Annotated in this window: 22 protein-coding genes and 1 pseudogene; 12 read left to right on the top strand and 11 right to left on the bottom strand. The window is 32.2% G+C overall.

Features of this window, described 5'->3' with window-relative positions; all coding sequences use genetic code 11:
- On the top strand, window positions 1–747 hold a 747-nt coding region (locus tag SOY52_RS08880; protein ID WP_320848599.1), incomplete at its 5' end, for an NAD(P)-dependent oxidoreductase.
- Between the two features lie 16 nt (window positions 748–763).
- A complete protein-coding gene (locus SOY52_RS08875) occupies window positions 764–2,083 on the top strand; it encodes a citrate synthase (protein WP_320848598.1) in 1,320 nt (439 codons plus the stop codon).
- Between the two features lie 36 nt (window positions 2,084–2,119).
- Here the strand turns inward: SOY52_RS08875 and SOY52_RS08870 are convergent, their stop codons facing one another.
- The 4 genes from SOY52_RS08870 to SOY52_RS08855 form a co-directional block, all read right to left on the bottom strand.
- Window positions 2,120–3,292, bottom strand: coding sequence for a hypothetical protein (locus SOY52_RS08870; RefSeq protein ID WP_320848597.1), 1,173 nt, complete (start codon window positions 3,290–3,292; stop codon window positions 2,120–2,122).
- Complete coding sequence (locus tag SOY52_RS08865; protein ID WP_320848596.1) at window positions 3,289–4,995, bottom strand: hypothetical protein; 1,707 nt, start codon at window positions 4,993–4,995, stop codon at window positions 3,289–3,291. The genes SOY52_RS08870 and SOY52_RS08865 overlap by 4 nt, the downstream gene beginning before the upstream one ends.
- Window positions 4,996–5,511: 516 nt before the next feature.
- The gene (icd, locus tag SOY52_RS08860) at window positions 5,512–6,687 is read right to left on the bottom strand and encodes an NADP-dependent isocitrate dehydrogenase (RefSeq protein ID WP_320848595.1); all 1,176 of its coding nucleotides are present in this window, start codon (window positions 6,685–6,687) and stop codon (window positions 5,512–5,514) included.
- Window positions 6,684–8,627 carry an aconitate hydratase gene (locus SOY52_RS08855; protein WP_320848594.1) on the bottom strand — a complete coding sequence of 648 codons (1,944 nt, stop codon included), beginning with the start codon at window positions 8,625–8,627 and terminating at the stop codon, window positions 6,684–6,686. The genes icd and SOY52_RS08855 overlap by 4 nt, the downstream gene beginning before the upstream one ends.
- Before the next feature lie 82 nt (window positions 8,628–8,709).
- Here SOY52_RS08855 and SOY52_RS08850 point away from each other — a divergent pair, with 82 nt between their 5' ends.
- The 5 genes from SOY52_RS08850 (at window position 8,710) to SOY52_RS08830 (ending at window position 12,422) form a co-directional block, all read left to right on the top strand.
- Window positions 8,710–9,189: a divergent PAP2 family protein gene (locus SOY52_RS08850; RefSeq protein WP_320848593.1), complete on the top strand. Its 480-nt coding sequence runs from the start codon at window positions 8,710–8,712 to the stop codon at window positions 9,187–9,189.
- A gap of 74 nt (window positions 9,190–9,263) precedes the next feature.
- A complete protein-coding gene (gene trhA / locus SOY52_RS08845) occupies window positions 9,264–9,920 on the top strand; it encodes a PAQR family membrane homeostasis protein TrhA (protein WP_320848592.1) in 657 nt (218 codons plus the stop codon).
- A 21-nt stretch (window positions 9,921–9,941) separates the two neighbouring features.
- The gene (locus tag SOY52_RS08840; protein WP_320848591.1) at window positions 9,942–10,748 is read left to right on the top strand and encodes an RsmB/NOP family class I SAM-dependent RNA methyltransferase; all 807 of its coding nucleotides are present in this window, start codon (window positions 9,942–9,944) and stop codon (window positions 10,746–10,748) included.
- Window positions 10,741–11,841, top strand: a complete 1,101-nt coding sequence (locus SOY52_RS08835) for a DUF362 domain-containing protein (RefSeq protein ID WP_320848590.1) — start codon at window positions 10,741–10,743, stop codon at window positions 11,839–11,841. Before SOY52_RS08840 ends, SOY52_RS08835 begins: the two co-directional genes overlap by 8 nt.
- Before the next feature lie 2 nt (window positions 11,842–11,843).
- Complete coding sequence (locus SOY52_RS08830) at window positions 11,844–12,422, top strand: manganese efflux pump MntP family protein (protein WP_320848589.1); 579 nt, start codon at window positions 11,844–11,846, stop codon at window positions 12,420–12,422.
- A gap of 62 nt (window positions 12,423–12,484) precedes the next feature.
- On the opposite strand, the gene SOY52_RS11225 is transcribed toward SOY52_RS08830, so the two are convergent.
- Window positions 12,485–12,781 carry a hypothetical protein gene (locus tag SOY52_RS11225; protein WP_414429603.1) on the bottom strand — a complete coding sequence of 99 codons (297 nt, stop codon included), beginning with the start codon at window positions 12,779–12,781 and terminating at the stop codon, window positions 12,485–12,487.
- A gap of 320 nt (window positions 12,782–13,101) precedes the next feature.
- On the opposite strand from SOY52_RS11225, the gene SOY52_RS08825 reads away from it, so the two are divergent.
- A complete protein-coding gene (locus tag SOY52_RS08825) occupies window positions 13,102–15,102 on the top strand; it encodes an ATP-dependent helicase (RefSeq protein WP_320848588.1) in 2,001 nt (666 codons plus the stop codon).
- Here SOY52_RS08825 and SOY52_RS08820 read toward each other — a convergent pair.
- The 5 genes and pseudogenes from SOY52_RS08820 to SOY52_RS08800 form a co-directional block, all read right to left on the bottom strand.
- Window positions 15,089–15,550: an NUDIX hydrolase gene (locus tag SOY52_RS08820; RefSeq protein WP_320848587.1), complete on the bottom strand. Its 462-nt coding sequence runs from the start codon at window positions 15,548–15,550 to the stop codon at window positions 15,089–15,091. The genes SOY52_RS08825 and SOY52_RS08820 overlap by 14 nt on opposite strands.
- A gap of 97 nt (window positions 15,551–15,647) precedes the next feature.
- Window positions 15,648–15,893, bottom strand: a complete 246-nt coding sequence (locus SOY52_RS08815) for a hypothetical protein (RefSeq protein WP_320848586.1) — start codon at window positions 15,891–15,893, stop codon at window positions 15,648–15,650.
- An 18-nt stretch (window positions 15,894–15,911) separates the two neighbouring features.
- Window positions 15,912–16,676: a ParA family protein gene (locus tag SOY52_RS08810; RefSeq protein ID WP_320848585.1), complete on the bottom strand. Its 765-nt coding sequence runs from the start codon at window positions 16,674–16,676 to the stop codon at window positions 15,912–15,914.
- A gap of 265 nt (window positions 16,677–16,941) precedes the next feature.
- Window positions 16,942–18,531 carry a hypothetical protein gene (locus SOY52_RS08805; protein WP_320848584.1) on the bottom strand — a complete coding sequence of 530 codons (1,590 nt, stop codon included), beginning with the start codon at window positions 18,529–18,531 and terminating at the stop codon, window positions 16,942–16,944.
- Between the two features lie 296 nt (window positions 18,532–18,827).
- Window positions 18,828–19,697 (bottom strand): annotated as a pseudogene (locus tag SOY52_RS08800) (SDR family NAD(P)-dependent oxidoreductase); the annotation flags it as partial.
- A 251-nt stretch (window positions 19,698–19,948) separates the two neighbouring features.
- On the opposite strand from SOY52_RS08800, the gene SOY52_RS08795 reads away from it, so the two are divergent.
- The 3 genes from SOY52_RS08795 (at window position 19,949) to SOY52_RS08785 (ending at window position 22,852) form a co-directional block, all read left to right on the top strand.
- Entirely contained in the window at window positions 19,949–20,395 is a 447-nt protein-coding gene (locus SOY52_RS08795) for a TetR-like C-terminal domain-containing protein (RefSeq protein WP_320848583.1), read from the top strand.
- A gap of 448 nt (window positions 20,396–20,843) precedes the next feature.
- The gene (locus SOY52_RS08790; RefSeq protein ID WP_320848582.1) at window positions 20,844–21,863 is read left to right on the top strand and encodes a hypothetical protein; all 1,020 of its coding nucleotides are present in this window, start codon (window positions 20,844–20,846) and stop codon (window positions 21,861–21,863) included.
- A gap of 242 nt (window positions 21,864–22,105) precedes the next feature.
- A complete protein-coding gene (locus SOY52_RS08785; protein WP_320848581.1) occupies window positions 22,106–22,852 on the top strand; it encodes an exodeoxyribonuclease III in 747 nt (248 codons plus the stop codon).
- Window positions 22,853–22,893: 41 nt separating this feature from the next.
- Here SOY52_RS08785 and typA read toward each other — a convergent pair whose 3' ends face one another.
- Window positions 22,894–24,729: a translational GTPase TypA gene (gene typA, locus SOY52_RS08780; protein ID WP_320848580.1), complete on the bottom strand. Its 1,836-nt coding sequence runs from the start codon at window positions 24,727–24,729 to the stop codon at window positions 22,894–22,896.
- A gap of 329 nt (window positions 24,730–25,058) precedes the next feature.
- On the opposite strand from typA, the gene SOY52_RS11220 reads away from it, so the two are divergent.
- A complete protein-coding gene (locus tag SOY52_RS11220) occupies window positions 25,059–25,154 on the top strand; it encodes a transposase (protein WP_414429602.1) in 96 nt (31 codons plus the stop codon).
- Window positions 25,155–25,242: the final 88 nt, after the last annotated feature.

The raw sequence follows: 25,242 nt of genomic DNA, 5'->3' as shown, positions 1-25,242 counted from the left end.
TGGTGTGATACTCCAAAAGAGGTTGCTGAGAAATCAGATATTCTCTTTTCTATTGTTGGCTTTCCTAATGATGTAGAAGAAGTTTATCTTGGTGCAAATGGAGTTATTGAAGGTCTTCACGAAGGTTTAATTTGCTGTGATATGACAACAACAAAGCCATCTTTAATGGTTAAAATTGCACATATCTTTAAAGATCATAAAGTATCATTTGCAGATGCGCCTGTTTCAGGTGGAGATGTAGGTGCTAGAAATGCAACTCTTTCCTTTATGGTCGGTTCAGATGATGAAACATATGAAGCTTTATACCCATATTTTTCAATGATGGGTAAGACTATTAACCATAACGGCAGTGTTGGTGCAGGTCAACACACAAAGATGTGTAACCAAATTACTATTGCAGGAACTATGATTGGTGTTACTGAAGCCTTAGTTTATGCAGCAAAAGCTGGTCTTGATCTTAATACCATGCTTAACACTATCTCAAAGGGTGCTGCAGGATGTTGGACTCTCGATAACCTTGCTCCTAGAGTAGTAAATAAAAACTTTGATCCTGGCTTTATGATTGAGCACTTTGTTAAAGATATGAAGATTGCTCTTGAAGAAGCTGACAACATGGGTCTTGCCCTACCTGGACTTGCTCTCGTAAAGCAGTTATATACTGCATTAATTAGTCAGGGATATGGCAAAAATGGAACTCAAGCTTTAGTAAAAGCACTTGAGAGCTTAACTGGTGAAAAACTTTTCTAATTTTTAGGAGGGCCTCATGATAAAAGAAGATGAAAAAGCAACTTTAATCTTACCCGAGGGTAAAAAAGTTGAATTAGGCGTCATCACTGACAGTATGGGACATAAGAGTCTTGATATTGCTTCCTTAAGAAAGGATACAGGCTACATTACTTATGATCCTGGTTTTATCAATACTGGTTCTTGTATGTCTTCAATCTGTTACATTGATGGAGAGAAAGGAATCTTACGTTATCGTGGTTATGACATTGCAGATTTAGTTGCTAACTGTGACTTTATTGAAGTAGCATACCTTCTTGTTAAGGGAGTGCTTCCAACCCCTGAAGAAAGAAGTAACTATGCACATCTTTTAAATAAACACTCAATGCTTCATACAGATATGAGAAATTTCTTCCGTTCATATCCTCATGATGCCCACCCTATGGCTATTTTAGCTAGTATGGTTGCTTCCCTTTCTGCTTTCTATCCAGAGATGGAAGAAAAGGATCCTGAAGACAATATTGACTTAACTGTAACAAGACTTCTATCAAAGATGAGAACTATTGCCGCTTTCTCATATAGACAGTCTATTGGTTATGACTTTGTTGATCCCCGCTATGACTACTCATATTGTGAAAACTTCTTAAATATGATGTTTTCATCTCCTGTACTTAACTATCGTCCAGATCCAGTCCATGTTAAAGCTCTTAACCAGTTATTAATTTTACATGCTGACCATGAGCAAAACTGTTCAACAAGCGCAGTTAGATTAGTAGGTTCCTCTGAAGCAAACCTTTATGCTTCAGTTGCAGCAGGATGCTGTGCACTTTGGGGTCCTAAGCATGGTGGAGCAAACCAAGCTGTAATTGAGATGTTAAATAAGATTATCAAGGAAGGCTTATCTGTAAAAGAAATCGTTGAAAAAGCAAAAGATAAGAATAATACCTTCCGCTTATCTGGCTTTGGTCATAGAGTTTATAAGACATTCGATCCTAGAGCAAAGCTTGCTAAGCAGATGTGTCAGGAAGTATTAAAAGTTGAACAAGTTAATGATCCATTAATGGAAGTTGCTCTTGAACTTGAGGATATCGCAATCCATGATGATTATTTCTTGGAGCGCAACCTATATCCAAATATCGATTTCTATACAGGTATTGTATTCCACTTAATGAGAATTCCTCAGCAAATGTTTACAGTTCTTTTTGCTATGGGACGTTTACCAGGCTGGATTGCCCACTACCTTGAATGGAGACATGATCCATATCAAAAGATTGGTAGACCAAGACAAGTATATGCAGGTCCTGAGTCTAGAAAAGTAATACCTCTGCATGAAAGAACATTACAAAATACAATGCTTTAATCATTTACCTCCAGGATGCCTGGAGGTAATTTATTATTAAATAGAAGCGGTAAAATAAGCTCCAAGTGCAAATCTATCAAAGTCACTCATAATACCAAATTTGTAGTTATCCCATAATATTGAAGCTGAAAGCTCACTACCTTTAATAGCTATATCAAGGGCTAGGCTATCACTAATTATTCTTTCATAAGTAATCTTAAATACATCCTCAGAAGAGAATGTAACAGCAACTTTATTTTTATCATTTTTCCAACATCCAGTAGTAGCTAATTCAACATTAGGAGCATATGCTTGATGATCCTTTTGTAAATTGAAATTAAATGCTGCAATATCTGTTAAACTCCATTTTCTATATGAAATAGCTGCTGGGAAATTTCTAAGATCAATTGTGATAGAAAAATCATTTGAAAAATGATAAGTCAAACCAGAGTTAACACCTAAAACAAGGCCAAACCTAAAGTCTTCACTAAATAGCGAAATGAAATCACCATTTAGTCTTCCTTTTAGAATGTTTTCATTTAGAATACTATCTCTTATGAGTACTCTTGGTGTTAATGCTATTCCGTAGGAAAGCTTATTTGTTAAATAGGTACTATACGAAAGGGATACTCCTGTTGATAATATTAACTCACTATTAGAGCTTGAAAATAGAGAGTTTGATCCATCAAAACCGAGAGAGAAGAACCATCTATATCCAAATTCATTTTTAAAGTTTTCACCTGAAAATGAAAGAGAAATAGTTGGCATACCAGGACCTGTTACACTATTTATTACACCTGTTCCAGCTAATGATGATAAAACAAAGCTTCTTCTTTTTGCTCCATATGCATTTGATAAAAAAGTTTGCTCTAAATATGTATCGATCGTGGCTTTATCAAATTCATCATTACCTGTAAAAGAAGGAAAGGTATCATCAAATTCCTTGAACGCTGAAATGACACTAGGATTATCCTTCCAAAACTTTATATCTTGGTTAATTAATACCCTCACTACTTCTCTACTATTTTTATCAAGTGAGGTTGGATTCTTTAAAAAAGCTAAACCATCGATACTACTTTTAGTAGAAATTGAAAATGAAAATGGTTTATCAATTTCTTGTCCGGCAAGTAGTGATGGGGACAAAAATGCATCTGAAATGAATAAATCATTACTACTAAATAGTGGTAATGAAAAAATTATTAATATAGTTAACACTAAAAGCTTTTTCATTTTCCCCTCCTCTCAAGCACGTATATGTATTGGTCATCCTTACTTATTGCTAAAGGATTTTTAAATAATCCTAAATTTACGAAAACACTGTTTTTCCCAATACCTTTATTTGAAAAGACTAATACAGAATTGTTATCAACAACTTTAAATTCAAATATTGTTTGAGTTGTAAGACTCATACCATTAGCCTTACTTATTACTTGAGATTCCATATAGTCTCCAATAATCTTCTCGCTATCAGGTTTCCAAGAAGTAGGAGAAAGCGTTGTAGTGTTCCACTTCTTATTATTCCATATATATGCTTTCATATAATCTTGACTTGTATCATTAAAAGAAATAAATGAACTAATTTCATCCTCTACAAGAGGTGCTATTCTATGGTTTGTTCCATCATATCCACTATCATTTTCAGTAATTAATATTTCATATGGATATTTACCACTAGCTCTTGATTTTACTTCAACTTCAAAAATATCTCTAACTCCTGGTACACCTGACGTATATCTATATATACCTTCATATGATGGTGTTTTTATCGTCTTTGACCAAGTAGAGACTGAGCCATCTAAAGTTTTTGCTTTAATAGATATATCATAGCTAGTATTACTAACTAAATTTGAAATAACTAATTTTGATACTCCATCGCTAGAGCTTACATCATTTACAACCACGCTAGGATAATTTCTGCCTTCGATTGGAGTAAATGTTAAAGAAGTGTCATAAATTGTATCTTTTTCTTCAGGCCAAAAAAGTACAATTTCATTTTGACTAATTTTTTCTTCTACTTTTATTGGTGTTAATATACTCTGTCTATTTGAGTAAGCGGTTACGGTATCGCCGTTTAAAGAAATTGCATAAAACTCTAAACGAGTTAGAGGTGGAAGTTTATCAAATGATAATTTACCTTCAGAGCCAACAGTAAAGAAATACTCTAAGTTTTTATCAATTAAATAAATTTGATTTCCTTCACTATAATTAGTAATAGTAAAAGAACCATCTTCTTTTAATGTAAAGTTAACAGATGCATCAACCCCATCAAACTTTGGAATTGTTACCTTAGCACTTTCTTCGCCCCATTCATTTTCTTTGTAGCCATGTAAAATATGTATTTCATATTCATAATTAGGATTTAAACCAGTAATTTGAATTGTTTCTGTTTTAGTCTCAGAAACAGAACCTTCTTTTGTTGTTACCTTGATTGGAGTAACATTTTTATCAACCCACCATGCCTTATAATGCATACCTGCTTCTAAAATAAAAGAAACTTCAGCACTATTACTATTTCGTTTTTCAAGATAAGCAACAGGCGGATATTTAGGAGGATTTTCTCTAATATCCTTTGTTTTAAAGGTTAATTTTGTATCAAGATCCTTTTTATCGCCACCTGAGAATGCAGATAAAAAAACTGTGTATTCCTTATTACTTTCAAGACTCTTCATCTCTCTGGTTAAACGCCCATCTTTGTAATCTCTTGAAGGTATTACATCTAAAACAATATTCTCAGAATTAAGTGTATAAGAAGTTGCTCCTGGAATAGGATTAAATGAAATGATACAAGAGTTGTAATTGGGTTCTGCTTTCCAATTAAGATCAATATTTGATGCATTTTCAAAAGCTATGTTGCTAGTAAGCTTTTCAGGGTATTCTACACCACTACAAGAAATAAGAGTGCAAATTAATGCTATTAATATCCCTTTTATCAAAATTCCTCCCTTTCTTCTCTATCATTTAGAAGAAAATAATTCATTACAGTATAACATAAAAATATGTTTACCTATTTAATTTAAAATAATAAGAAAAGTAGGAATCAGAAATAGACAATTATGAGCCTAATGAAAAATCACTAGGTCAAGGTAAATCATGTTGTTGATTTATTAACCAGCTGAAGTTTTAAGTCTTTAAAAACTATTATTTCATCAGATGAGAATGCCATATAATTTTTTAAATTTGTTTCTTTTCCATTTTCAATAATAATTACTAGGTGAAGCAGAAATTGCTATTTTTGTATCTTTATTATTTTAGAAGAATTATCAAACGACATAAAAGCAATGGTCATTAAAACTAATAGACCAATAAGAAAAACTATTGTTGTTTTCATGATTTATCCTCAAAAATAGTAAATTTGGCTTAGGATAATTTATCTTTACTCAATCAACAAGGAAAAATGTAGGTATTTTTAATAACAAGTTAAGCTGCCCTTTTACAGGCAGCCATGATGATTACATATTAGCAATTAAAAGTTTTGTAAATTCAGAGGTACTTAATTCAGTTGCCTCATCTTTATCCATTAAGACATAGAAGTCTCTAGTTACTTTCTTTGAGCAGATTGTTTTATCAACTGCATTGATGACTAGATCTGCAGCTTCCTCAAAGCCCGCATAACGAAGTAACATCTCACCAGAAAGAATGATTGAGAGAGGATTTACAATATTCTTTCCTGCGATATCTGGAGCAATTCCATGAGTTGCTTCAAAGATTGCACATCCTGTTGTATAGTTGATGTTTGCACCTGGAGCGATACCAATTCCTCCAACTTCTGCTGCTAATGCATCTGATACATAGTCACCATTTAAATTCAAGGTAGCTATTACATCATAATTTTCTGGTTTTAAGAGAATGTTTTGTAAGAATGCATCACAAATACAATCCTTTACTTCGATGTCTCCATGCTTTGCTGGGATGAAGATTTTTCCATCTTTTTCATAAGCATTATACTCAGCTTTAGCAAGCTCATAGCCCCATGCTCTAAAACCACCTTCAGTGAATTTCATAATATTACCTTTATGAACTAAGGTAACACTTCTTCTCTTATTTACAATTGCATAATCAATTGCAGCTTTAATTAATCTTATTGAACCTTCCTTACTTACAGGCTTGATTCCAATTGCTGAAGTTTCAGGGAATCTTATCTTTTTAACATTCATCTCCTGCTGTAAGAAATCAATAACCTTCTTTACCTCATCTGTACCACTAGCCCACTCAATACCAGCGTAGATATCTTCTGTGTTTTCTCTGAAAACAACCATATCAACCTTTTCAGGGTGCTTTACAGGAGAAGGTACTCCTGTAAAGTATTTAACTGGGCGAAGACATACATAGAGGTCCAAAGACTGTCTTAATGCAACATTCAAGCTTCTTGCACCTTTGCCAACAGGAGTCATTAAAGGTCCTTTAATTGCAAGTCCAACTTCTTTAATTTTTTCAAGTGTTTCCTCTGGAAGGTTTGTACCTAAAAGTTTTTCAGCCTTTCCACCTGCATAAACCTCTGTCCACTTTAACTTCTTATTGCCACCATAAGCCTTAGCCATAGCACTGTCTAAGACATTTATCATCATAGGAGTAATTTCTGAACCTACTCCATCACCTTCGATATATACAACTTCTCTTTCGATCATCTTAAGCTCTCCTTAATTTGATTAAGTCTTCCACCCTTTAAGAGCATATCTCTCTGAGTTTCAGTAACATCTAACTTACATTCAAATTCATATCCTTTTGTAACGTTTGTTACTTTAATTAAGGAGCCAGACTTAACTTGGTTAATTGCATCATCAAGCTTTAACTCATCATCTTGGCTAATCTTTTCATAATCCTCTTCAGAAAGAAGTGTTAATGGGAGGATACCTGCATTACACAAATTAGCTTGGTGAATACGTTCAATTGAAAGGGCAAACACAGCCTTAACACCTAAATACATTGGACATAGTGCTGCATGCTCTCTTGAAGAACCTTGACCATAGCTATAGCCCGCAACAATAAAGTTTGCAATTCCATTATCTCTTCTATTTGAACATCTTGTTGAGAAATCTTTATCAACACCCTCAAAAACAAATGTTGAATATAGAGGAATATTTGATCTGTATTTAAGTCTTGCACCAGCTGGCATAATATGGTCAGTTGTAATTTTGTCACCTACCTTAATTGTAGCTTGACCTGCAATAACTGAAGTAAGAGGAGTATTATATGGTGGCTGACCAATATTAGGGCCTCTAACTATTTCAACATTACTTGAATCCTCTGGTGGGAAAATAAGCATTGAGTCATCTGTGTAGAAGTCGGATGCATTAATATTTTCTACACTCTTTACAATATCTTGATTAAGGGGTGATGTAAAAACACCAGTGATTGCAGAAATGGCAGCAGTCTCAGGGCTAACAAGGTAAACCTGGCCACTCTTTGTTCCACTTCTACCCTCAAAGTTTCTATTATTTGTTCTTAATGAAACTCCATCAGTTGATGGACTAAAGTGGTTACCAATACAGAATCCACAAGCACTCTCCAAAATTCTTGCACCTGCTTTGATCATCTTTGTAAGAGTTCCATCACAGCTAATCATCTCAAATACTTCACGGGACCCCGGAGCAATACCAAGTGAAACACCTGGGGCAACGTGATGACCATCTAGGATTTGACCAACCTTAACTAAATCTTGGTATGAGGAGTTGGTACAAGAACCAATTAATACTTGGTCAACCTTTTTTCCTTCAAGCTCACTTACCTTCATAATGTTACCAGGAGAATGTGGACAAGCTGTTAATGGTTCAAGTGTTGATAAATCAATTTCAAATAAACCATCGTATGTGGCATCACTATCAGCTGAAAGTTCTCTAAATGCTACTTCCCTATGCTGAGCTTTTAAGAATTCCCTTGTTATCTCATCAGCAGGGAAAAGAGAAGAAGTTACACCACATTCTGCTCCCATATTACAAATTGTAGCTCTTTCAGGAACAGAGAGAGTTTTAACACCTTCTCCGGTATATTCAAAAACAGTATTTACATTACCCTTTGTGGTAAAGTGCTCTAAAACCTTTAAGATAATATCCTTTGCACTTACAAAAGGTCTAAGTTTACCAGTAAGTCTAATTTCAATTACTTTAGGTGCAATAATTGTAAAAGGAACACCTGCCATAGCAAGAGCTACATCAAGTCCACCTGCACCAATTGCAAGCATGCCCATTCCACCACATGTTGGAGTGTGTGAGTCGGATCCTAGTAGAGTCTTTCCTGGAGCAGAAAATCTTTCAAGGTGTACTTGGTGACAAATACCATTTCCAGGACGAGAAAATACTACACCCTTCTTAGCTGCAACAGATTGTAAATATCTATGGTCATCAGCATTTTCAAAGCCAACTTGAATAGTATTATGGTCAACATAACTAACAGCAAGCTCATTTTTTACCTTATCAAGGCCAAGAGCCTCAAACTGTAAATAAGCCATTGTTCCGGTTGCATCTTGAGTCAGGGTCTGGTCAATTCTAATATCTAAGCTTTCTCCAGCTTTAAGACTTCCACCCATGAAATGCTCACTTAAAATCTTCCTTGTAATTGATGATCCCATATTGCATCTCCTATAATGCTAAAAAAAATATCATTATCTCTTTTATATTGCAAGAAAGCTGAATGAAATATAAAATCTAAATGTGAACAATATTATTAGAATAGTTAACGATGATTTTCTACATAATGCACCATTAATCTGTGCAGTTATAGCTTGTGTTAGCGCACAATTAGTAAAACCTTTTATAGCAGTTCTTATGGGTTATAAGTTTGATAAACATATGTTTATTACAACAGGCGGCATGCCTTCTTCCCACTCAGCATCAGTAATGGCGCTAACTACATCAATAGGAATAACTAGTGGAGTTGGCTCTGTTGCCTTTGCAATTTCCCTTGTTTTTGCTTTTATCGTTATGCATGATGCGATGGGTGTAAGACAAGAAGCAGGTAAGCAAGCTGAAGTAATAAATGAATGGTCAAAAATATTATCTCAAATCCATGATGAAGGACTTTTTAACCAAGAGCATTTAAAAACTATGCTTGGACACTCATTTTCACAAGTATTTGCTGGAATGGTTCTTGGCTTACTAGTTGGATTTATTGGTACCTATATAATCATATGATAGTTAATACTCACTATTGTGGGTATTAATTTTTATCTTTGACGATTTATAGTAACATTTCTATTATTAAAGCTATGAATTGGCTTGAAAAACACATAACACTACAGGTTTATGATGATAAAAAGGCAGAAAGAGAAAATGCTTATACACATTTCTTTGGGTCCTTTTTATCTATTATCGGATTATTCTTAGTTATCTTTAAGTTTAAAAGTACAACCCCATTACCTCTTAAAGTTGGTTTTATTATCTTTGCACTTTCTAATATTTTACTCTATACAGCTTCAGGCTTATACCACTATTTAAAAAGAGGTAATGCAAAAAGAGTTTGTAGAATTTTAGACCATAGTAACATCTACTTCTTAATTGCAGGAACTTACACTCCAATTTTATTATATGTTGGAAGCCAAAAGTGTATTTACTTAACATTTTTTATGTGGTTCTTAGCTTTAATAGGAGTTGGGTTTACACTAATCTTTTGGGGTAAACTAAAACCCCTTCATCCAATTTTATACCTATTGATGGGTTGGTGTATTGTTCTATTTTGGAACGATGTTGTTCCATTTATTCCAAAAGAATTACTTTACTACCTAATTGGTGGAGGTATTACATATTCTGTGGGTGTAGTCTTCTATGCAATTAAAAAGATTCCACACTACCATGCTATTTGGCATACCTTCGTTTTAGCAGGATCTTTATGGTTTTATATAGGACTCTATAGAACACTTTTATAATTTTTTCTATCATATGTCTCTATGGGCAACAAGAAGGAAAAAGCTGAAAAAGAAAGAATTAAACGACTAGAAGCATTCGATAACTACTATAGTGCAATATATAATGAAAGATATTTATCTTTAAAAGCAGCTCTGTTAAAGGATAATGAGAGTGTAAGTTTTTCTGAAAACTTAACTAATGAATATTTCTTAGACAGAGCCTCTATTTTAGTTGCTTCTCTTCTTCCATTAAAACAAGGTGATAGAGTCCTTGATATGTGTGCAGCACCTGGTGGTAAAACCTTAGTTATGCTATCTAGGATGAATGGCGAAATTACACTCACCGCTAATGATAGATCAAGAGATAGAAAACAGCGATTAGATGAGGTAATAAAATCACACACACCACTCTCCTGGCATGAGAAAATAAATACAACATGCTACGATGCATCAACATGGGGACTTCATGAAAAGGAAGCGTATGATGCAATTCTCCTTGATGCCCCATGCTCTAGTGAGCGTCATGTAATTAAAAGCGAAAAACATTTAGCTATGTGGTCTCCTTCTAGACCTAAAAGACTTGCCATCGAGCAATATGCTCTTCTTGCCAGTGCTTTTGATGCGGTTAAAAAAGGTGGCTATATTTTATATTCAACTTGTTCAATAAACCCTGAAGAGGATGAAAAGGTAATTGAAAAGCTATTAAAGAGAAAAGCAGGTTTATTTGATATAGTAGATATTAATTTAGAATTTAGTGAAGAAAGGATGTATGGCAGAATTATTCTTCCTGATACAGCTAATAATTTAGGTCCATTATACGCCTGTTTAATAAGGAAAAGAGATGAGTAAAGTTGCAATTCAAAAGTGTCCAACATATGAGTATGAAGAGGTTTATTCCTCATTACTAAAGGTTATTGAAAACTCTGATTTCCCAGTAGTTGAAAATAAAAAGGTATTATTAAAACCAAATATCTTATCAGATAGTAAGCCGGAACTTGGAATTACTACTAACCCTGTTGTAGTTGAAGCAATGGTTAATATTTGTAAACAAAAAGGTGCTAAAGAGGTTTTAGTTGGTGATTCCCCAGGTCTTCATACTCCTCAATTTCATGGTAAGAACTGTAAAATAGCAGATGTATGTGAGAAAACTAATGCAACTTGGGTAAACTTTGCTGCTAATCCTAGAGTACACAAAATAAATAGAAAAACAAAGCTTACTATGGCTGCAGTTCTAGATGAAGTTGATGTAGTCATCTCTCTTGCTAAGTTTAAAACTCATGAGCTTATGTATTTAACTGGATGTGTAAAGAATATGTTTGGAACACTTCCAGGCTTAAATAAAAGTCCATGCCACATTAAGGCGGCATCACGAGAGAAGTTTGCGTCCTTAATTTGTGATATTTTTAAAGAAAGTGGAGCTTCCTATGGCATTGTTGATTCAATTATTGGTATGGAAGGTCCTGGTCCTGCAAATGGTACACTTAGACAAATTGGCCTATTAATCGGTTCTTCTGATTGCTTTGAAGCTGATGAAGCGATGAGAATAATTATGGGATATAAAGATGGTGATATCCCAATATTAAATGAAGGAAAGAGAAAAGGCCTTACCAACTTAAATCCAACTTGGACAATTGAAAATCCTAATTCCTTAGTTATTAAAGATTTTAGAATTGTTGATGTTGCTAAAAAGGAAGGTTTAATTAAGTCCCTATTAATACCTTTTCTGACTCGTTCATTAGATAGGAAAAAAGCTCAAAAGCGCCCTACTCCTAACTTTAATGAAACAAAGTGCATAAGATGTAAGAGGTGTATTGATATTTGTCCGGCTAAGGCACTATCACTACAAAACAATAAGGTAACACTTGATCAAAATAAATGTGTTAGATGTTACTGTTGCCATGAAATGTGTCCAGTAGCAGCAATTGAAATTGAAAAGGATTAATTATGAATAGTGTATTTTTCATTAATAGCATTGCACTTGGAATAGGTCTTGCGATGGATGCATTCTCTGTTTCCTTAGCAAATGGCTTAAATGAGTGTAGAATGACAAAGAAAAAGGTAATACTAATTGCCTTTACTTTTGCTTTTTTCCAAGCGTTAATGCCTATAATCGGATGGGTTTGTGTTCATACGATTATCAACTGGTTCTCTGCACTAGAAAAGGTAATACCATACATTGCTTTAATACTTCTTTCATACATTGGTATTTCTATGATTAGAGAAAAAGATGAGGAAGAGGAAGTACATGAGCAATGCACTATTCTTACTTTTAAGAAGTTAATAGTACAAGGAATTGCAACTAGTATTGATGCACTTTCAGTTGGCTTTACCATTGCAGAGTACGATGCATTACATGCGCTTTCTGCAAGTGGGATTATTGCTCTTGTAACCTTTATTATTTGTACATTCGGTTTAGTCCTTGGTAAAAAAGCTGGATCAAAGCTGGGAAGAAAGGCAAATATATTTGGTGGTATAATATTAATAATTATTGGACTTGAAATATTTATTTCAAGCTTCTTTTAATGGTTTAGGCGGATGAATCATCCGCCTATTTTTTACTTTACTAATTTTAAATCATATTCCTTTTATTGATATTTAAGTGAATTAGGATTTTTACTCTTAATATTTCTATTCTTATTCAAAATTAGATATGCTTCGTTTTTACCAATAAAAGAAGCTCCAATACTCCAACTAATACCTGCATTAATATTTGCATTAAAAGGAGTGAAACTACCTGAAGCTAAGGAACCATGTGACGATACTGAACCAGTTAGAGAGATCTCAGGTAAATAAGAAGCAAGTACTTGAGAAGAACGAATATTTTGTTCTAATTGTTCCTTAGCTATAGCAAGTGTAATGCTATTGTTTTTGGTACTTTCTATTGCATCATTTTTGAAATTTCAGATGCAAATAAAGAACTAAATAATAGTGTTAAAACTAGTGATAAAAGAATTTTCTTAATCATCCAATTACCCTCCTAGTGAAACACTTTATTATTCTGAGAGGTCGTTTTTAATGAACCGTATAAGAAGAATAAATAGTAATATGTGGAGAATAACTTCAAAATATGAATAATGTGAGCAAAAAATATTAATGATTCTATAACTATTTATAGAGGAAAAAATAGCTTTAAATATCAAATGTTTTCCTCTCTTTTGCCCCCTTGATAATTAATAAATTTACTGCTAGGTTACATCCTTGTATGTCAATAGATTTAGTTAAAGAGCTTAATAGTGAACAAGCAAAAGCGGCTGCAAATATCAATGGTCCTTCCTTAATTATTGCTGGTGCAGGATCTGGTAAAACCAGAATGCTCACCTATAGAATTGCATATATGCTTGAAGAAGGAATTAATGATAAAGAAATTCTTGCATTAACTTTTACAAATAAAGCTGCAAAAGAGATGAAAGAGCGTATAAATGCTTTAACTAAAAATAAATATAAGCATATTACAGCTACGACATTCCATTCATTTGGCCTAGGACTCTTAAAGCAATATATCCAGCACTTAGGATATAAAAATAACTTTACAGTTTATGATACTAATGATAACACTTCACTACTACGAAATGTTATCGTCAGCCTTGGCTATGAGTTATCTAACTACAATATTAATTCACTACTTCAGCTCTTTTCTGATATTAAGTGTGAACGCCATAAGGCTATTGAAAAAAAAGATAGTGCTTTAGATGAAATTTATAAGGAATTTGTAGCTACCCAAAAAGCATATAACGTTGTAGATTTTGATGATTTAATTTTACTTCCAATTAAAATCTTTGAAAAATGTCCTGATGTCTTAAATGCTGTACAAGAAAGATTTAAGTATATTTTAGTAGATGAATTCCAAGATACTTCTTTACTTCAATATAAGTTTGTCACAATGATAGCTAAAAAATATCAAAATATTGCAGTTGTTGGTGATGATGATCAATCAATTTATTCTTGGCGTGGTGCTAACTATCAAAATATTGTAAATTTTGAACATGATTTTCCATCTCTAAAGGAATTTAAGCTTGAAAGAAATTACCGCTGTAGTGGCAATATTCTTGAAGCTGCAAACACTATTATCACACACAATGAAAAACGTAAAGAAAAGAAGCTATGGACAGAGGACTCTAAAGGTAGCCAAATTTATGTAACTAGCAATGAGGATGAAGAAGAGGAAGCCTATTATATTGCACAGCAAATAAAAGACCGATCAAGAAAGGAATGTCTTGCCTACTCTGATTTCGCCGTACTTGTAAGGACTAATACTTTGCTCTCAAAGCTTGAAACAGCTTTAATGGAAAACTCTATTCCAACTCAAGTTTCTGGTGGTCAAAGTTTTTTTGACAGAAAAGAAATTAGAGATTTACTATGCTATCTTAAAGTAATTGTTAATATTGATGATGATGTATCACTATTAAGGATTATTAACACTCCAAGGAGAGGTATTGGTAGAGTAACAATTGAAAAGCTACGTCAATGGGCAGATAAGAAAAAGACTACTCTATTTGATGCTATTTCAGATTTTGCATATGCTCAAGATGCTCCAATTAATAGTAAAACACAGGAAGCTTTAAAGAACTTTGTTCAAATGATTATCACTTGGCAGAATTTAGCAGAGAATAATCAAAAGGCTAATTTACTTTCAACAATTATTGATGACATTTCGTATAGAGAAAAACTTCATGAGGACTATCCTGAAAGTCCAAAAACTGTTGACTATAAAATGCAGTCATTAGAATTCTTGCGACAAAGAATTAGTCGCTATGAAAAATCTAATCCAGATACCTCTCTAAGGGATTATCTAAATCTTGTTATGATCTTAGGTGAAGAAAATAGCGATGTTGAAAAGGGAAAAGTAAACTTAATGACAATGCATGCTGCAAAAGGCCTGGAATTTAATACTGTTTACTTAGCAGGTATTGAAGATAACATCATTCCTTCAAGTCGCGCATTAGAAGAAAACCCTCAAAATATTGAGGAGGAAAGGCGTCTTTTCTATGTTGCTGTTACAAGAGCTAAAAAGGAATTAACTATTACCTATTGTGAAAACAGAAAAGATAGAATGGGAGAAAACCATCTCTGCCTTCCATCTCGTTTTATTGAGGAAATTCCGTCATCATTAATTAGTAATAAAGTTGCAGGTGAAGAAGAATCTTCTACTGAAGATAAACTAGCAGCCCTAAGCGCGATGCTTGAAAAATTTAGAAAAAAGTAAGCCTTTTCTGTAATACCTTCATTTGATAAGAGACAAAGAAGTACAATCTATAGTGCTTCTTTTCTTTTTCATTTAGTTGGAATCGATAATTATTAATCTTCACCCATTTATATTTGATGTATTCATTAGAAAACTCTTTTTTTCCATTTATGGTAGGGCGTTTTGATAAAGATGCATGATAGAGGACCCATTTATATCTACCAAATCCAAGCTTATGTATAGCTTTTTTATCAACATCTTCTTTATTTATTTTAATACCACTTTCTTCAAAGACTTCTCTAATTGCAGTATCAAGAAAATCTTTATCTTTTGTTTTATCAAATCCACCACCAATAAAAGCCCATGAGCGAGGATACTTTCTTAATTGAAATAATACTTCATCTTCAAAAGTAATAATAAGTCCTGCTCCAGAATAACCTTCTGTTATATATTTATATAAAGCTTTCATAGGGATTATATATTATCGATAAAAATTAAATATAAAAAAACAAATAATCTTTTAATAAATTTGAATTAAAATAATTGCAAACTTATATGAGTTTTATTCAATCTTTATATTTTTTTGAGAACTCTTTAAGAGCAAATCTGACACCTGCAGCCCAACCTAAACCTAAATCAGAAAATAATTCTTCAAGTTCAGCTTTAAATGAAGGTTCAATAGAAAATGTAGTTAAAATCTTTTTTTCCTTCTCTGGTCGGCTAGATGCAAAGACTTCTTTTGCCTTGGCCTCACTAGGACTTGCATATTCATTAAACAGATTGTCATCATTACCTGATTTCTTTAAAGCCATTTTCTTTTATACTCCTTTTTACTTCCAAACGTCTTTATTTAACTTTTCAAAAGCTTCAATTGTAGAATTCTTCATACCTCGCCCATTCACCTTAAATCCTTGGGGAGCTTTACCAGCCTCTTGGCATTTCCTGAATATAGGATCTACTGGAATTAAATAGACTTCGTAATTCTTAGCCTTTAGCGCAGCAGCATAAATATCTCTGTGTTGCTTAATACGTGAGTCATATGAGTTTATGATAACTTTATTGTGTTTAACATTTGCCCTCATATTCTTTCGAATCTTCATAAGCTCATGAATGAAGATCTCAAGACCATCTAAGCTAAACACTTCACTTATCATTGGTGATATTACTTCATCACTTGCGATAAGTGCACTTCTTTCTAATCTGCCAAGGCCAGGTGAAAGATCTAAAACTATTCGTTCGAAGTTTTCGCTTACTTCCCCAATTAAATCTTGTAATACAAAAGGCTCTTCAGCAAGCTTGGTTTCTGAATATAGCTTTAATGTTCCACCTATACCAAAGGTAGGTAAAATATATAGATTATCTACAGCAGGAATTTTTACTATTGCATCATTAACATAGCATTTACCCTGTAAGACATCAGCAAGTTCATATTTTGGAGGTTCTTTTAAAAACCAGGATGAAATATTACCCTGAGGATCACAGTCAATAATTAATGTTTTATGACCTGATAGCGCAGACTGACAAGCTAGAGTACCAGAAATTGTTGTCTTTCCTACTCCACCCTTCTGCAAATGAAATGCAACAGTCTTTGCCATAATTCCTCCATGTTCTTACCATTATAAGCTTAAATATTAAAATCTACAATAAATAAAATCAAATAAATAATCTATGATTTAATTTTTTATAAATTATAATATGATAATTATTAATTTATTATATAGATATCATATCTTATTATATATATTTAATTCTTATTATTACATTAATTTTATTAGATATAATATAACTTCCTTAAACCTTACTATTAGTACAATTTATCTTTAATATTCCAATATAGGAATATTAATTTGAATTTTCGATTCATCCAATCTTTCTACTTAAATCATCATTTTCACCAATTAATTGAGATAAATAAAGTGCAAAATTCTCTATATCACTATTTGATAGATTGAATAGTTGTAATATTTTACTTTGATATTTTGTAATTGAATTGCATAGTAAATAACTCTTACCATCATTAATAACCTTTATTTTTTCAAGCTCATTAATGACGTCATTAATACTTTCGCCAGCGCACTTTTCTTCAATTATTTTTTTTATATTTGTTACTATAAAATTGATAAAACAAAGAGTATCAAAAGCATTGCCTTGGTTTTTAACACTACTCAAAGAAGCAAAAACATCCTTTATTAGTATTACATCATTTAACTTACTATATTTAATAACCCCATCAATATCAAACTTTTTTGATGATAAATAAACGTTATACCCTGAGTATTTTAAATCATCATTTAATGTATTCTTTTCTTCAAATTTTACTAACTTTCCTTTTTCATCATAGTATAGAGAAAAATAATTTGTTACTTCTTCTCTTGGTATATAATGTAGACCAATTAAAGCTTCCAAATAGTTTTTTATTCTATGAATTCTATTTTCATAGTATATTTGATCTTTTTTAGCTTTATCTTTATCAAATGTTATATAGGCATAATAATCAGAACCAAAGTAATCACTATTTATTTTACTCTCTTTAAAATAGATTCTGTTAGATACATTATAAGCATCCTTATCATTTTCAAAGGTACCAACTACAGATGCGATTATTTTGTTTCTTTCATCATTATTTAAATTATTAACAAAAATAGTGATATCATTGAATTTTGATAAATCAATAATATCTTTAGAAAGATTAGCAAAGTCTAATGTTAATGAAAAATATTTATACCCTAACTTCTTAAGCTTTAGAACAAAGCTTATAATGTTTGTACTAGAAACATTGTCATCTGGTACAATATCATAATTAACAAGAGCACCTCTATTATCCCAAGCTTCAAAACAAAAAATGTTATCAACACCTGAGATTTTTCCATATGTAATATTTATTATTTGATCTTTATCTGAATTTTCGTTTAAAGCCTTTATAAAGTTAGAAAATTGTCTAAAAGAAATGTTTTCAATAATGTTAGATATTTTTGAATTACTAAATACCTCCATATGGTTAGTAAAAAGAGGATGAGAATTAATGTAATCATTATAAAATAGATTATTGCAATTCTTATAAACCAATGAATATGCAGCTAAATCAATTAGTAAGTCACTTGTTTCCTGGAAAATTTCATCCATTTTGATTTGAATTGCACTACTCTTTAATAAACTATTAATAACAAGATAAGTACCAATTGAGAGTACATTACTTCTCTTATTTTCTACTATATCATTATTTGAGATTTCACTATGAAAGTACTCGTGGTAGTTTTCATTAGGTATCATAAGAGAACGATCATTTTCATCATTAAGTTTACCAATTACTACTCTTTTAGGAACATTATATTTTTTTTCAGCATTATATACTCTTTCATATTCAAAAAGGACATACACTGCATCCTTTTTCTTTTTAAAAGTTATCTTTCCTTTAACTGAAGGAACAGAAACAAAAACTGATTCTGACAAATATACGCCTCCTAAAAAGCACAAAATACCGAGTAACAACTCAACCACATTAACAAAATAAATGCAATATGGTTTTTAAATATAAAAACAACTTTATTAAAATATTGTTACTAAAAATAATTTATATAATTATTTAAGCATTATTATATTATTAAATACATTTTTATGAGTTTTTGATATTTGTATAATATAGTTTTATAATATTTTTACTAAATATCAATATTACAATTGATGAAATTATTATGCATTTATGAAACATTTATATACAAAAAAACCTTAAATTAGTATATACAAGATTAATTTATCAAAGAAAGAAAATAAGGTTTGGATTTATAAATATAGTTAATTGTAAGATTAACAAGCATTATAGTAAACATAAATATTCTCTGTTGATCATCAATTAAATGAATAGCAGAGAATATGTTTATTTTATTTCTCTGATCAGGTTCGGACCATGGTACTTCATTATAATTTCCAGAAGACATTGCACCATCAACATGGATAACTGCACCAGTAATATAACGTGCCATATCAGATACAAGGAAGAGTGCTGTATAAGCAATCTCAATTGGAATACCAAAGCGACCGTTTGGAATCATTGACTGAGTTAGTTCACGCTGTTCAAGACTAATTGTATCATAGATTTCTGTATCAAATGCACCTGGGCAAATACAGTTAACTGTGATGTCATGTCTTGCATAATCCATACCAGTGGTCTAGCTGAGACTGATTACAGCACGTTTTGCACCACTATATGGTGCAAAATTAGCACTACCCTTAAGTCCTTCTGCAGATGAAATATTGATAATACTACATCCATGAGCTCCTGATTTAAGCATTGCTTTTACACCATATTTCATACCAAGGAACACACCAACGTAGTCAATATCTGTAACTCTCTTGAAATCATCAGTATCATACTCGTGTATTGGTTTAATGAGACAACTAGCACCAGCATTATTTACAACTACATTTAAAGCACCAAAAGTACTAACAGCTGTATCCATAACGCGTCTAACATCATCCTCTACTGAAACATCTGCACGGCAGAATATAGCTTTACCACCAGAAGCATTAATAGCACGTGTGATAGTTTCTCCATTCTCACTTCTGCGATTGCAAACAACAACCTTCATCCCATTTGATGCAAATAATTCTGCCATTGCCTTCCTAAACCCGAAGTAACTCCAGTTACTACGGCAACCTTTCCTTTAACACTGGAAAAATCGTTCATATAGAATCACCTATTATTAAATCGATATTTTTGTGTTGAATTAAAAAAAAGCAATGTAATCACAAAGGATATCTATGAAATTTAAAGCTAGAATAAAAAGGCTTTTGGCAAAAACACTAATTAAAATTGCCAAGATAAAATTTGTGGATAGTATTCAAGTTAGTAATCGATGTGGCAGTTGTTATGCGAAAAGAAATACCTTCTACTACCACTTTCATGATAAATATCATCTTATTGCTTGGATTTTTATGCAAATATATGAAACGGAAAAAACAAGCTGATATTATCAATGGAGAAGATATGATAGTTAGGATGTTCCAAAGAATTTGGGAAGAGAGGGCTTTCTTCCGTAATGCATTTCAAGATAAATCACAAAATAGCCTCAGTGAATACATACTGGAATTTTACATCAAACAAGAGATAGAAGTTCTATGTCGCTATCTTGAAGTAGAATCATTGGAGGAGGAAATGGAATACACCATAAAGCAATATTCCTATGGATGTCTAGGACATACAATTGAATGGATTCAAGGAAAGAATGATCTTAGTCCTGAAAAAATGGGATATTACCAATATAGACAAATGCCTGATATTTTAAAAAGGGCTTGGTCTACAGACTTTAGCAAATAAACTATTAATAGTATATCTATGTCGACATATCATTGATTATACAAATGAATACAACTGCTTCATAGTCATTGCAAGTGTTAAAAAATATAGTCAGATATTGTTTATAAATAAAAATCATTAAAATAATATATGTAAAATATGATAATAAAATACTTATAATTATTAATATAATATAGTTTCTATATTTATAATATTTATTTTTATATTATTTTTAATAATAGATATTATCATTTTATATGTGTTTTTTATTTTATTATCTAAATTTTTACTTTTGGTTATATCAAATATTGCAACAGATTTGTTCGATTTTATTGTACCTTATTCTTGTTAATGTATCATTTTATTTAATTAATGTTGCATTTTTTTGTATTTTTACTTCACTGTATTGACTAATTTGTTGCATAAATGATAAGTAGTGCACAAATAAAATCTTATTGGAGGCAAAATAATGAAAAAATGTATCACTTTTGTTTTGATGCTCGTTCTTGCTTGTACTACTTGTCTTTTTGCACAAGGTGCAATGGAAGTTGAGAAAACACCTGTAAAAGTATTAATTCTTCCAAAATTTGAAATTGGTGATTTATCAGGAGATTTCCCTGGTGAAGCACAGTATTACTATGAAGCTTACGTTAAAGATGGTGAAGAATACGATATTAAAGGTGGCTTTGAAAATAATAAGCTTTATGTAAAAGATGGTGTTGCTCTTTATCTAACAGGAATGGGAAAAGTAAATAGTGCAATGTCTCTTCAAGCTGTATTATCTGATAATCGCTTTGATTTTTCTGATTGTTATTTCCTTTCAACAGGATGTGCAGGTTCATCAAGAGAATATACAGTAATGGGTGATGTATTTGTTATTACAGCTTGTATCGACTTCGATTTAGGACACCATGCTGATCCTCGTGAAATGAAAGATATTGAAGCAACAACTTGGTATCATGATGAAGGCTATGATTCAGCATCATACAAGCTTCTTAATCAAGATTTAACTAATAGAGTATATGAACTTGTTAAAGATACAGAACTTTCAACAACTGAAAAAACAAAGAGAGTAATGGCTCGCACATTTGATAATGCGCAGTGGGCAACTAGAGATCCAAAAGTTCAGAAAGGAACAACCGTCACAGGTGATAACTACTGGAAAGGTGAACATGATGAAGCTAATGCATTATTAATGACAAAAACATACGGAGCTCCAGATCCATATGCATTAACAGAAATGGAAGATATTGCTTTAGCAGTTGTTCTTGATCGTTATAATCTTCTTGATAAATATATTGTTATCAGAGACAGCGTAAATATGGATGTATTTATGTATGGTTCAACCCCAGAAAGTCTTTGGTCTATTGATGATTCTCTTGCATCAGATGATTCAGTTGAATCAGCAGATATCTTTGCAACAGCAAGAAAGAATAACTTCTTAGTTGGTAGCCAAGTTGTTGATGCAATCGTAAATGGCACACTTTAATTAATTCTAATTTCCTCTTTCAGCCTCTAATGCAGAGGCTGATTTTTTATATAAATAATCAATGATTTATATTAAATTTAACATGTATAAATATCTTATTATCGTATTTTTAATTATAAATATTTAATTATTTTCATTGATATTTTATATAGTTTTAATATTCATATCACTTAATTTTTATTAGAATTTATTTAATATAAATATTAATAGAAGATTTTGATAAGTAATGGTATTATATAATCATGAAAATTATTAGTTGGAATGTTAATGGGCTAAGAGCTATTGTGGGTAAAAACTTCTATTCATTCATGGAGGAAGAAAACCCAGATATCATATGTCTTCAAGAAACAAAGATTCAAGAAGGTCAAATTGAATTAGAATTAAAGGATTACCATAAGTATTTTAGTTATGCAGAAAAGAAAGGTTATAGTGGTACAGCAATCCTTTCTAAAATTGAACCTTTATCTGTAACATATGGAATTGGAATAGAAGAACATGATACAGAAGGTAGAGTAATTACTGCTGAATATGATGATTTTTATTTAGTTTGTGCTTATATTCCAAATAGCCAAACTGAACTAAAGCGCCTTGATTACAGAAGAGTTTATAACAGTGCAATTGAAGAGTATTTGGTAGAACTAGATAAGAAGAAGCCTGTACTATTTTGCGGAGACCTAAATGTAGCTCATAAGGAAATAGATATTAAAAATCCTAAGACAAATTTGAGAAATGCAGGCTTTACTCAAGAAGAAAGAGATGACTTTACTCGCTTACTATCAAGGGGATTTACAGACTCTTTTAGAAATAAATATCCTGATACAATTAAATACTCTTGGTGGTCTTATAAATTTAAAGCAAGAGAAAAGAATACAGGGTGGCGTATCGATTACTTTGTTGTTTCAAATAGGTTTGTTGATAAAATTAAAGATGCTTTGATTTTAAATGATGTAATGGGTAGTGACCACTGTCCTGTTGGAGTAATACTTTAAGTTGAAAATAGCTCTCTAAAATGAGAGCTATTTCTTTTTATTTACTGTAAATATTCTGGAATTTCTCCACGATTATTGAAAATCTTACGCTTTTGAGTATCCAAAATCTTTTTACACATTCTAATTGCATTAGGAGTAACCTCAACAAGCTCATCATCTTTAATAAACTGAATTGCTTGCTCAAGGGAAGGTTTAACTACAGGAGTTAATGAAACAGCTTCATCTTTTCCTGATGCTCTAAGGTTTGTAAGTTTCTTAGTTCTAGTAGGATTAAGCATTAAATCCCCTTCTCTATTTCTTTCACCTACTACTTCACCTTCATATACTTCATCACCTGGTACAATAAACATTCTACCACGATCTTCAAGTTCCCAAATACCATAAGCAACAGCAGTACCTGCTCTATCGCAAACAAGAGAGCCTGAGAAACGATCAGGGAAATCACCTTTATATGGTTCATAGCCTTTTAAATAGCTATTCATAATACCAAAGCCCTTGGTATCAGTTAAGAATTCATCTCTATAACCAATTAAGCCTCTTGAAGGGATTTCGAATCTAATCTTAACTCTATCTCCAGCAGTATATGTAATATCACTAATAATTGCCTTTCGTTTGCCAAGCTTTTCCATTACGATACCACTTGATTCCTCAGGACAATCAATTAAAAGTACCTCGATAGGCTCAGTCTTTCTACCTTCGCTATCTGTTTTAAAGATGATATGAGGACGACCAACACAAAGCTCAAAGCCTTCTCTTCTCATCTCTTCTACGATAATAGCCATTTGGAATTCACCTCTTCCTTTAACTGTAAAGGTATCATCCATATTTTTCTCAATTCTAATAGAAACATTTCTTAATGCTTCCTTTTGAAGACGTTCCCAAATCTTAGCACTCGTAACCATCTTTCCATCTCTACCAGCAAGTGGAGAAATGTTCTTAGAAAAGAGCATTGAAACTGTTGGTTCATCTACTTTAATTCTAGGAAGAGCTTTCTTTTCTTCTTTAGTACAAATTGTATCACCAATAGAAACATCACTAACGCCAGAAAGTACAACGATATCACCAGCAGAAATAGAAGGAACTTCTTTAAATACAGGACCATCATAAGCTTGTAGTCTTGTAACACGAAGGTTTTCTTCTCTATTCTCTTTTAAGCAAACAAGAGAATCATTAGTACTTGCGCTACCGTTAATTACCTTACCAACTGCTAAGCGTCCTAAGAAGTCAGAGTATGATAAATCACTTACTAACATCTGGAATGGCTCACTATCGTCATATTCCGGAGCTGGAATATAATCAATAATGCAATCTAGGAGTTGATATAAATTATCCTTAATATCATCAAGAGAAGTACCACAAACACCTTTTCTACCATTTGCATAGAATACTGGTACTTCTAAGATGTTTTCATCACTACTTAACTCGAGAAGAAGGTCATAAACTTCATTTAAGACTTCTTCAGCTCGTGCATCAGGACGGTCTATTTTATTAATTACAACAATTACAGGAAGATTCTTTCCTAAAGCCTTTTCAAGTACGAATCTTGTCTGAGGAAGAGGGCCTTCTGCTGCATCACATAAAAGGACTACACCATCAACCATACTTAGTCCACGTTCAACTTCACCGCCAAAGTCTGCGTGTCCCGGAGTATCGATAATATTAATTTTTACGCCCTTGTAGTTAATTGCGCAGTTTTTAGCACTAATTGTGATACCTCTTTCTCTTTCGATATCACCAGAGTCCATGACTCTATCTACATCCATACCTTTTCCAACAAGGCCACTTTGCTTAAACAGTGCGTCAACCAATGTTGTTTTGCCATGGTCAACGTGAGCTATTATAGCAATATTTCTTATATTCTCATTACGTTTTAACATTGCAATGGAAAAATATCACAATAGAGAAAATATGACTACTACTATCGAAAATTTTTTATCTTATTCTTTATAATAAATAAAGTTTTAACGCTATTATTAAAAAAAATATCTCCTAAAATACCTTTAAATATTCTAGGAGATTGCTTTTTTATTTATCTTCTTAAATACATTGCTTTAGTATTTCAATTACTTCATCTTTAGGATATTAAGCGGGAATCCTCGGTAATTCAATTACCGAGATGAAAGCTCAAAATAGTAATTGCTAAAACATATGCATGTGATATAATAAATTATGTAGATAAATCTTGTTCATTACAGAACTTGCTCATATGGTTTGGAATCATTCTTACTATGTTGAAACTGTTGGATGCATATCTGAGGAAACCGTTAAAAAATACATAGAAAATCAGAGTAATCAGTTTTGAGGTTATATGAAACGAGTTAAGGAAACAAAACTTAAGCTTGAAAAGAAAGAAGCCAATATAGTTGGTCATCTTTGCTACGCAGCATTTA

It is taken from the genome of Bullifex sp., from assembly GCF_034103065.1.
Classification (GTDB): domain Bacteria; phylum Spirochaetota; class Spirochaetia; order Sphaerochaetales; family Sphaerochaetaceae; genus Bullifex.
The sequence above is the reverse complement of the archived record's forward strand: the minus strand, read 5'-3'. Positions and strand labels throughout refer to the sequence as shown.

Excerpts from the sequence above, each read along its gene's own strand:
- SOY52_RS08875 (WP_320848598.1), top strand. The coding sequence starts at position 764 with ATGATAAAAGAAGATGAAAAAGCAACTTTAATCTTACCCGAGGGTAAA.
- SOY52_RS08870 (WP_320848597.1), bottom strand. The coding sequence starts at position 3,292 with ATGAAAAAGCTTTTAGTGTTAACTATATTAATAATTTTTTCATTACCA.
- icd (WP_320848595.1), bottom strand. The coding sequence starts at position 6,687 with ATGATCGAAAGAGAAGTTGTATATATCGAAGGTGATGGAGTAGGTTCA.
- SOY52_RS08855 (WP_320848594.1), bottom strand. The coding sequence starts at position 8,627 with ATGGGATCATCAATTACAAGGAAGATTTTAAGTGAGCATTTCATGGGT.
- trhA (WP_320848592.1), top strand. The coding sequence starts at position 9,264 with ATGAATTGGCTTGAAAAACACATAACACTACAGGTTTATGATGATAAA.
- SOY52_RS08840 (WP_320848591.1), top strand. The coding sequence starts at position 9,942 with ATGGGCAACAAGAAGGAAAAAGCTGAAAAAGAAAGAATTAAACGACTA.
- SOY52_RS08835 (WP_320848590.1), top strand. The coding sequence starts at position 10,741 with ATGAGTAAAGTTGCAATTCAAAAGTGTCCAACATATGAGTATGAAGAG.
- SOY52_RS08830 (WP_320848589.1), top strand. The coding sequence starts at position 11,844 with ATGAATAGTGTATTTTTCATTAATAGCATTGCACTTGGAATAGGTCTT.
- SOY52_RS08825 (WP_320848588.1), top strand. The coding sequence starts at position 13,102 with ATGTCAATAGATTTAGTTAAAGAGCTTAATAGTGAACAAGCAAAAGCG.
- SOY52_RS08820 (WP_320848587.1), bottom strand. The coding sequence starts at position 15,550 with ATGAAAGCTTTATATAAATATATAACAGAAGGTTATTCTGGAGCAGGA.
- SOY52_RS08815 (WP_320848586.1), bottom strand. The coding sequence starts at position 15,893 with ATGGCTTTAAAGAAATCAGGTAATGATGACAATCTGTTTAATGAATAT.
- SOY52_RS08810 (WP_320848585.1), bottom strand. The coding sequence starts at position 16,676 with ATGGCAAAGACTGTTGCATTTCATTTGCAGAAGGGTGGAGTAGGAAAG.
- SOY52_RS08795 (WP_320848583.1), top strand. The coding sequence starts at position 19,949 with ATGCGAAAAGAAATACCTTCTACTACCACTTTCATGATAAATATCATC.
- SOY52_RS08790 (WP_320848582.1), top strand. The coding sequence starts at position 20,844 with ATGAAAAAATGTATCACTTTTGTTTTGATGCTCGTTCTTGCTTGTACT.
- SOY52_RS08785 (WP_320848581.1), top strand. The coding sequence starts at position 22,106 with ATGAAAATTATTAGTTGGAATGTTAATGGGCTAAGAGCTATTGTGGGT.
- typA (WP_320848580.1), bottom strand. The coding sequence starts at position 24,729 with ATGTTAAAACGTAATGAGAATATAAGAAATATTGCTATAATAGCTCAC.
- SOY52_RS11220 (WP_414429602.1), top strand. The coding sequence starts at position 25,059 with ATGGTTTGGAATCATTCTTACTATGTTGAAACTGTTGGATGCATATCT.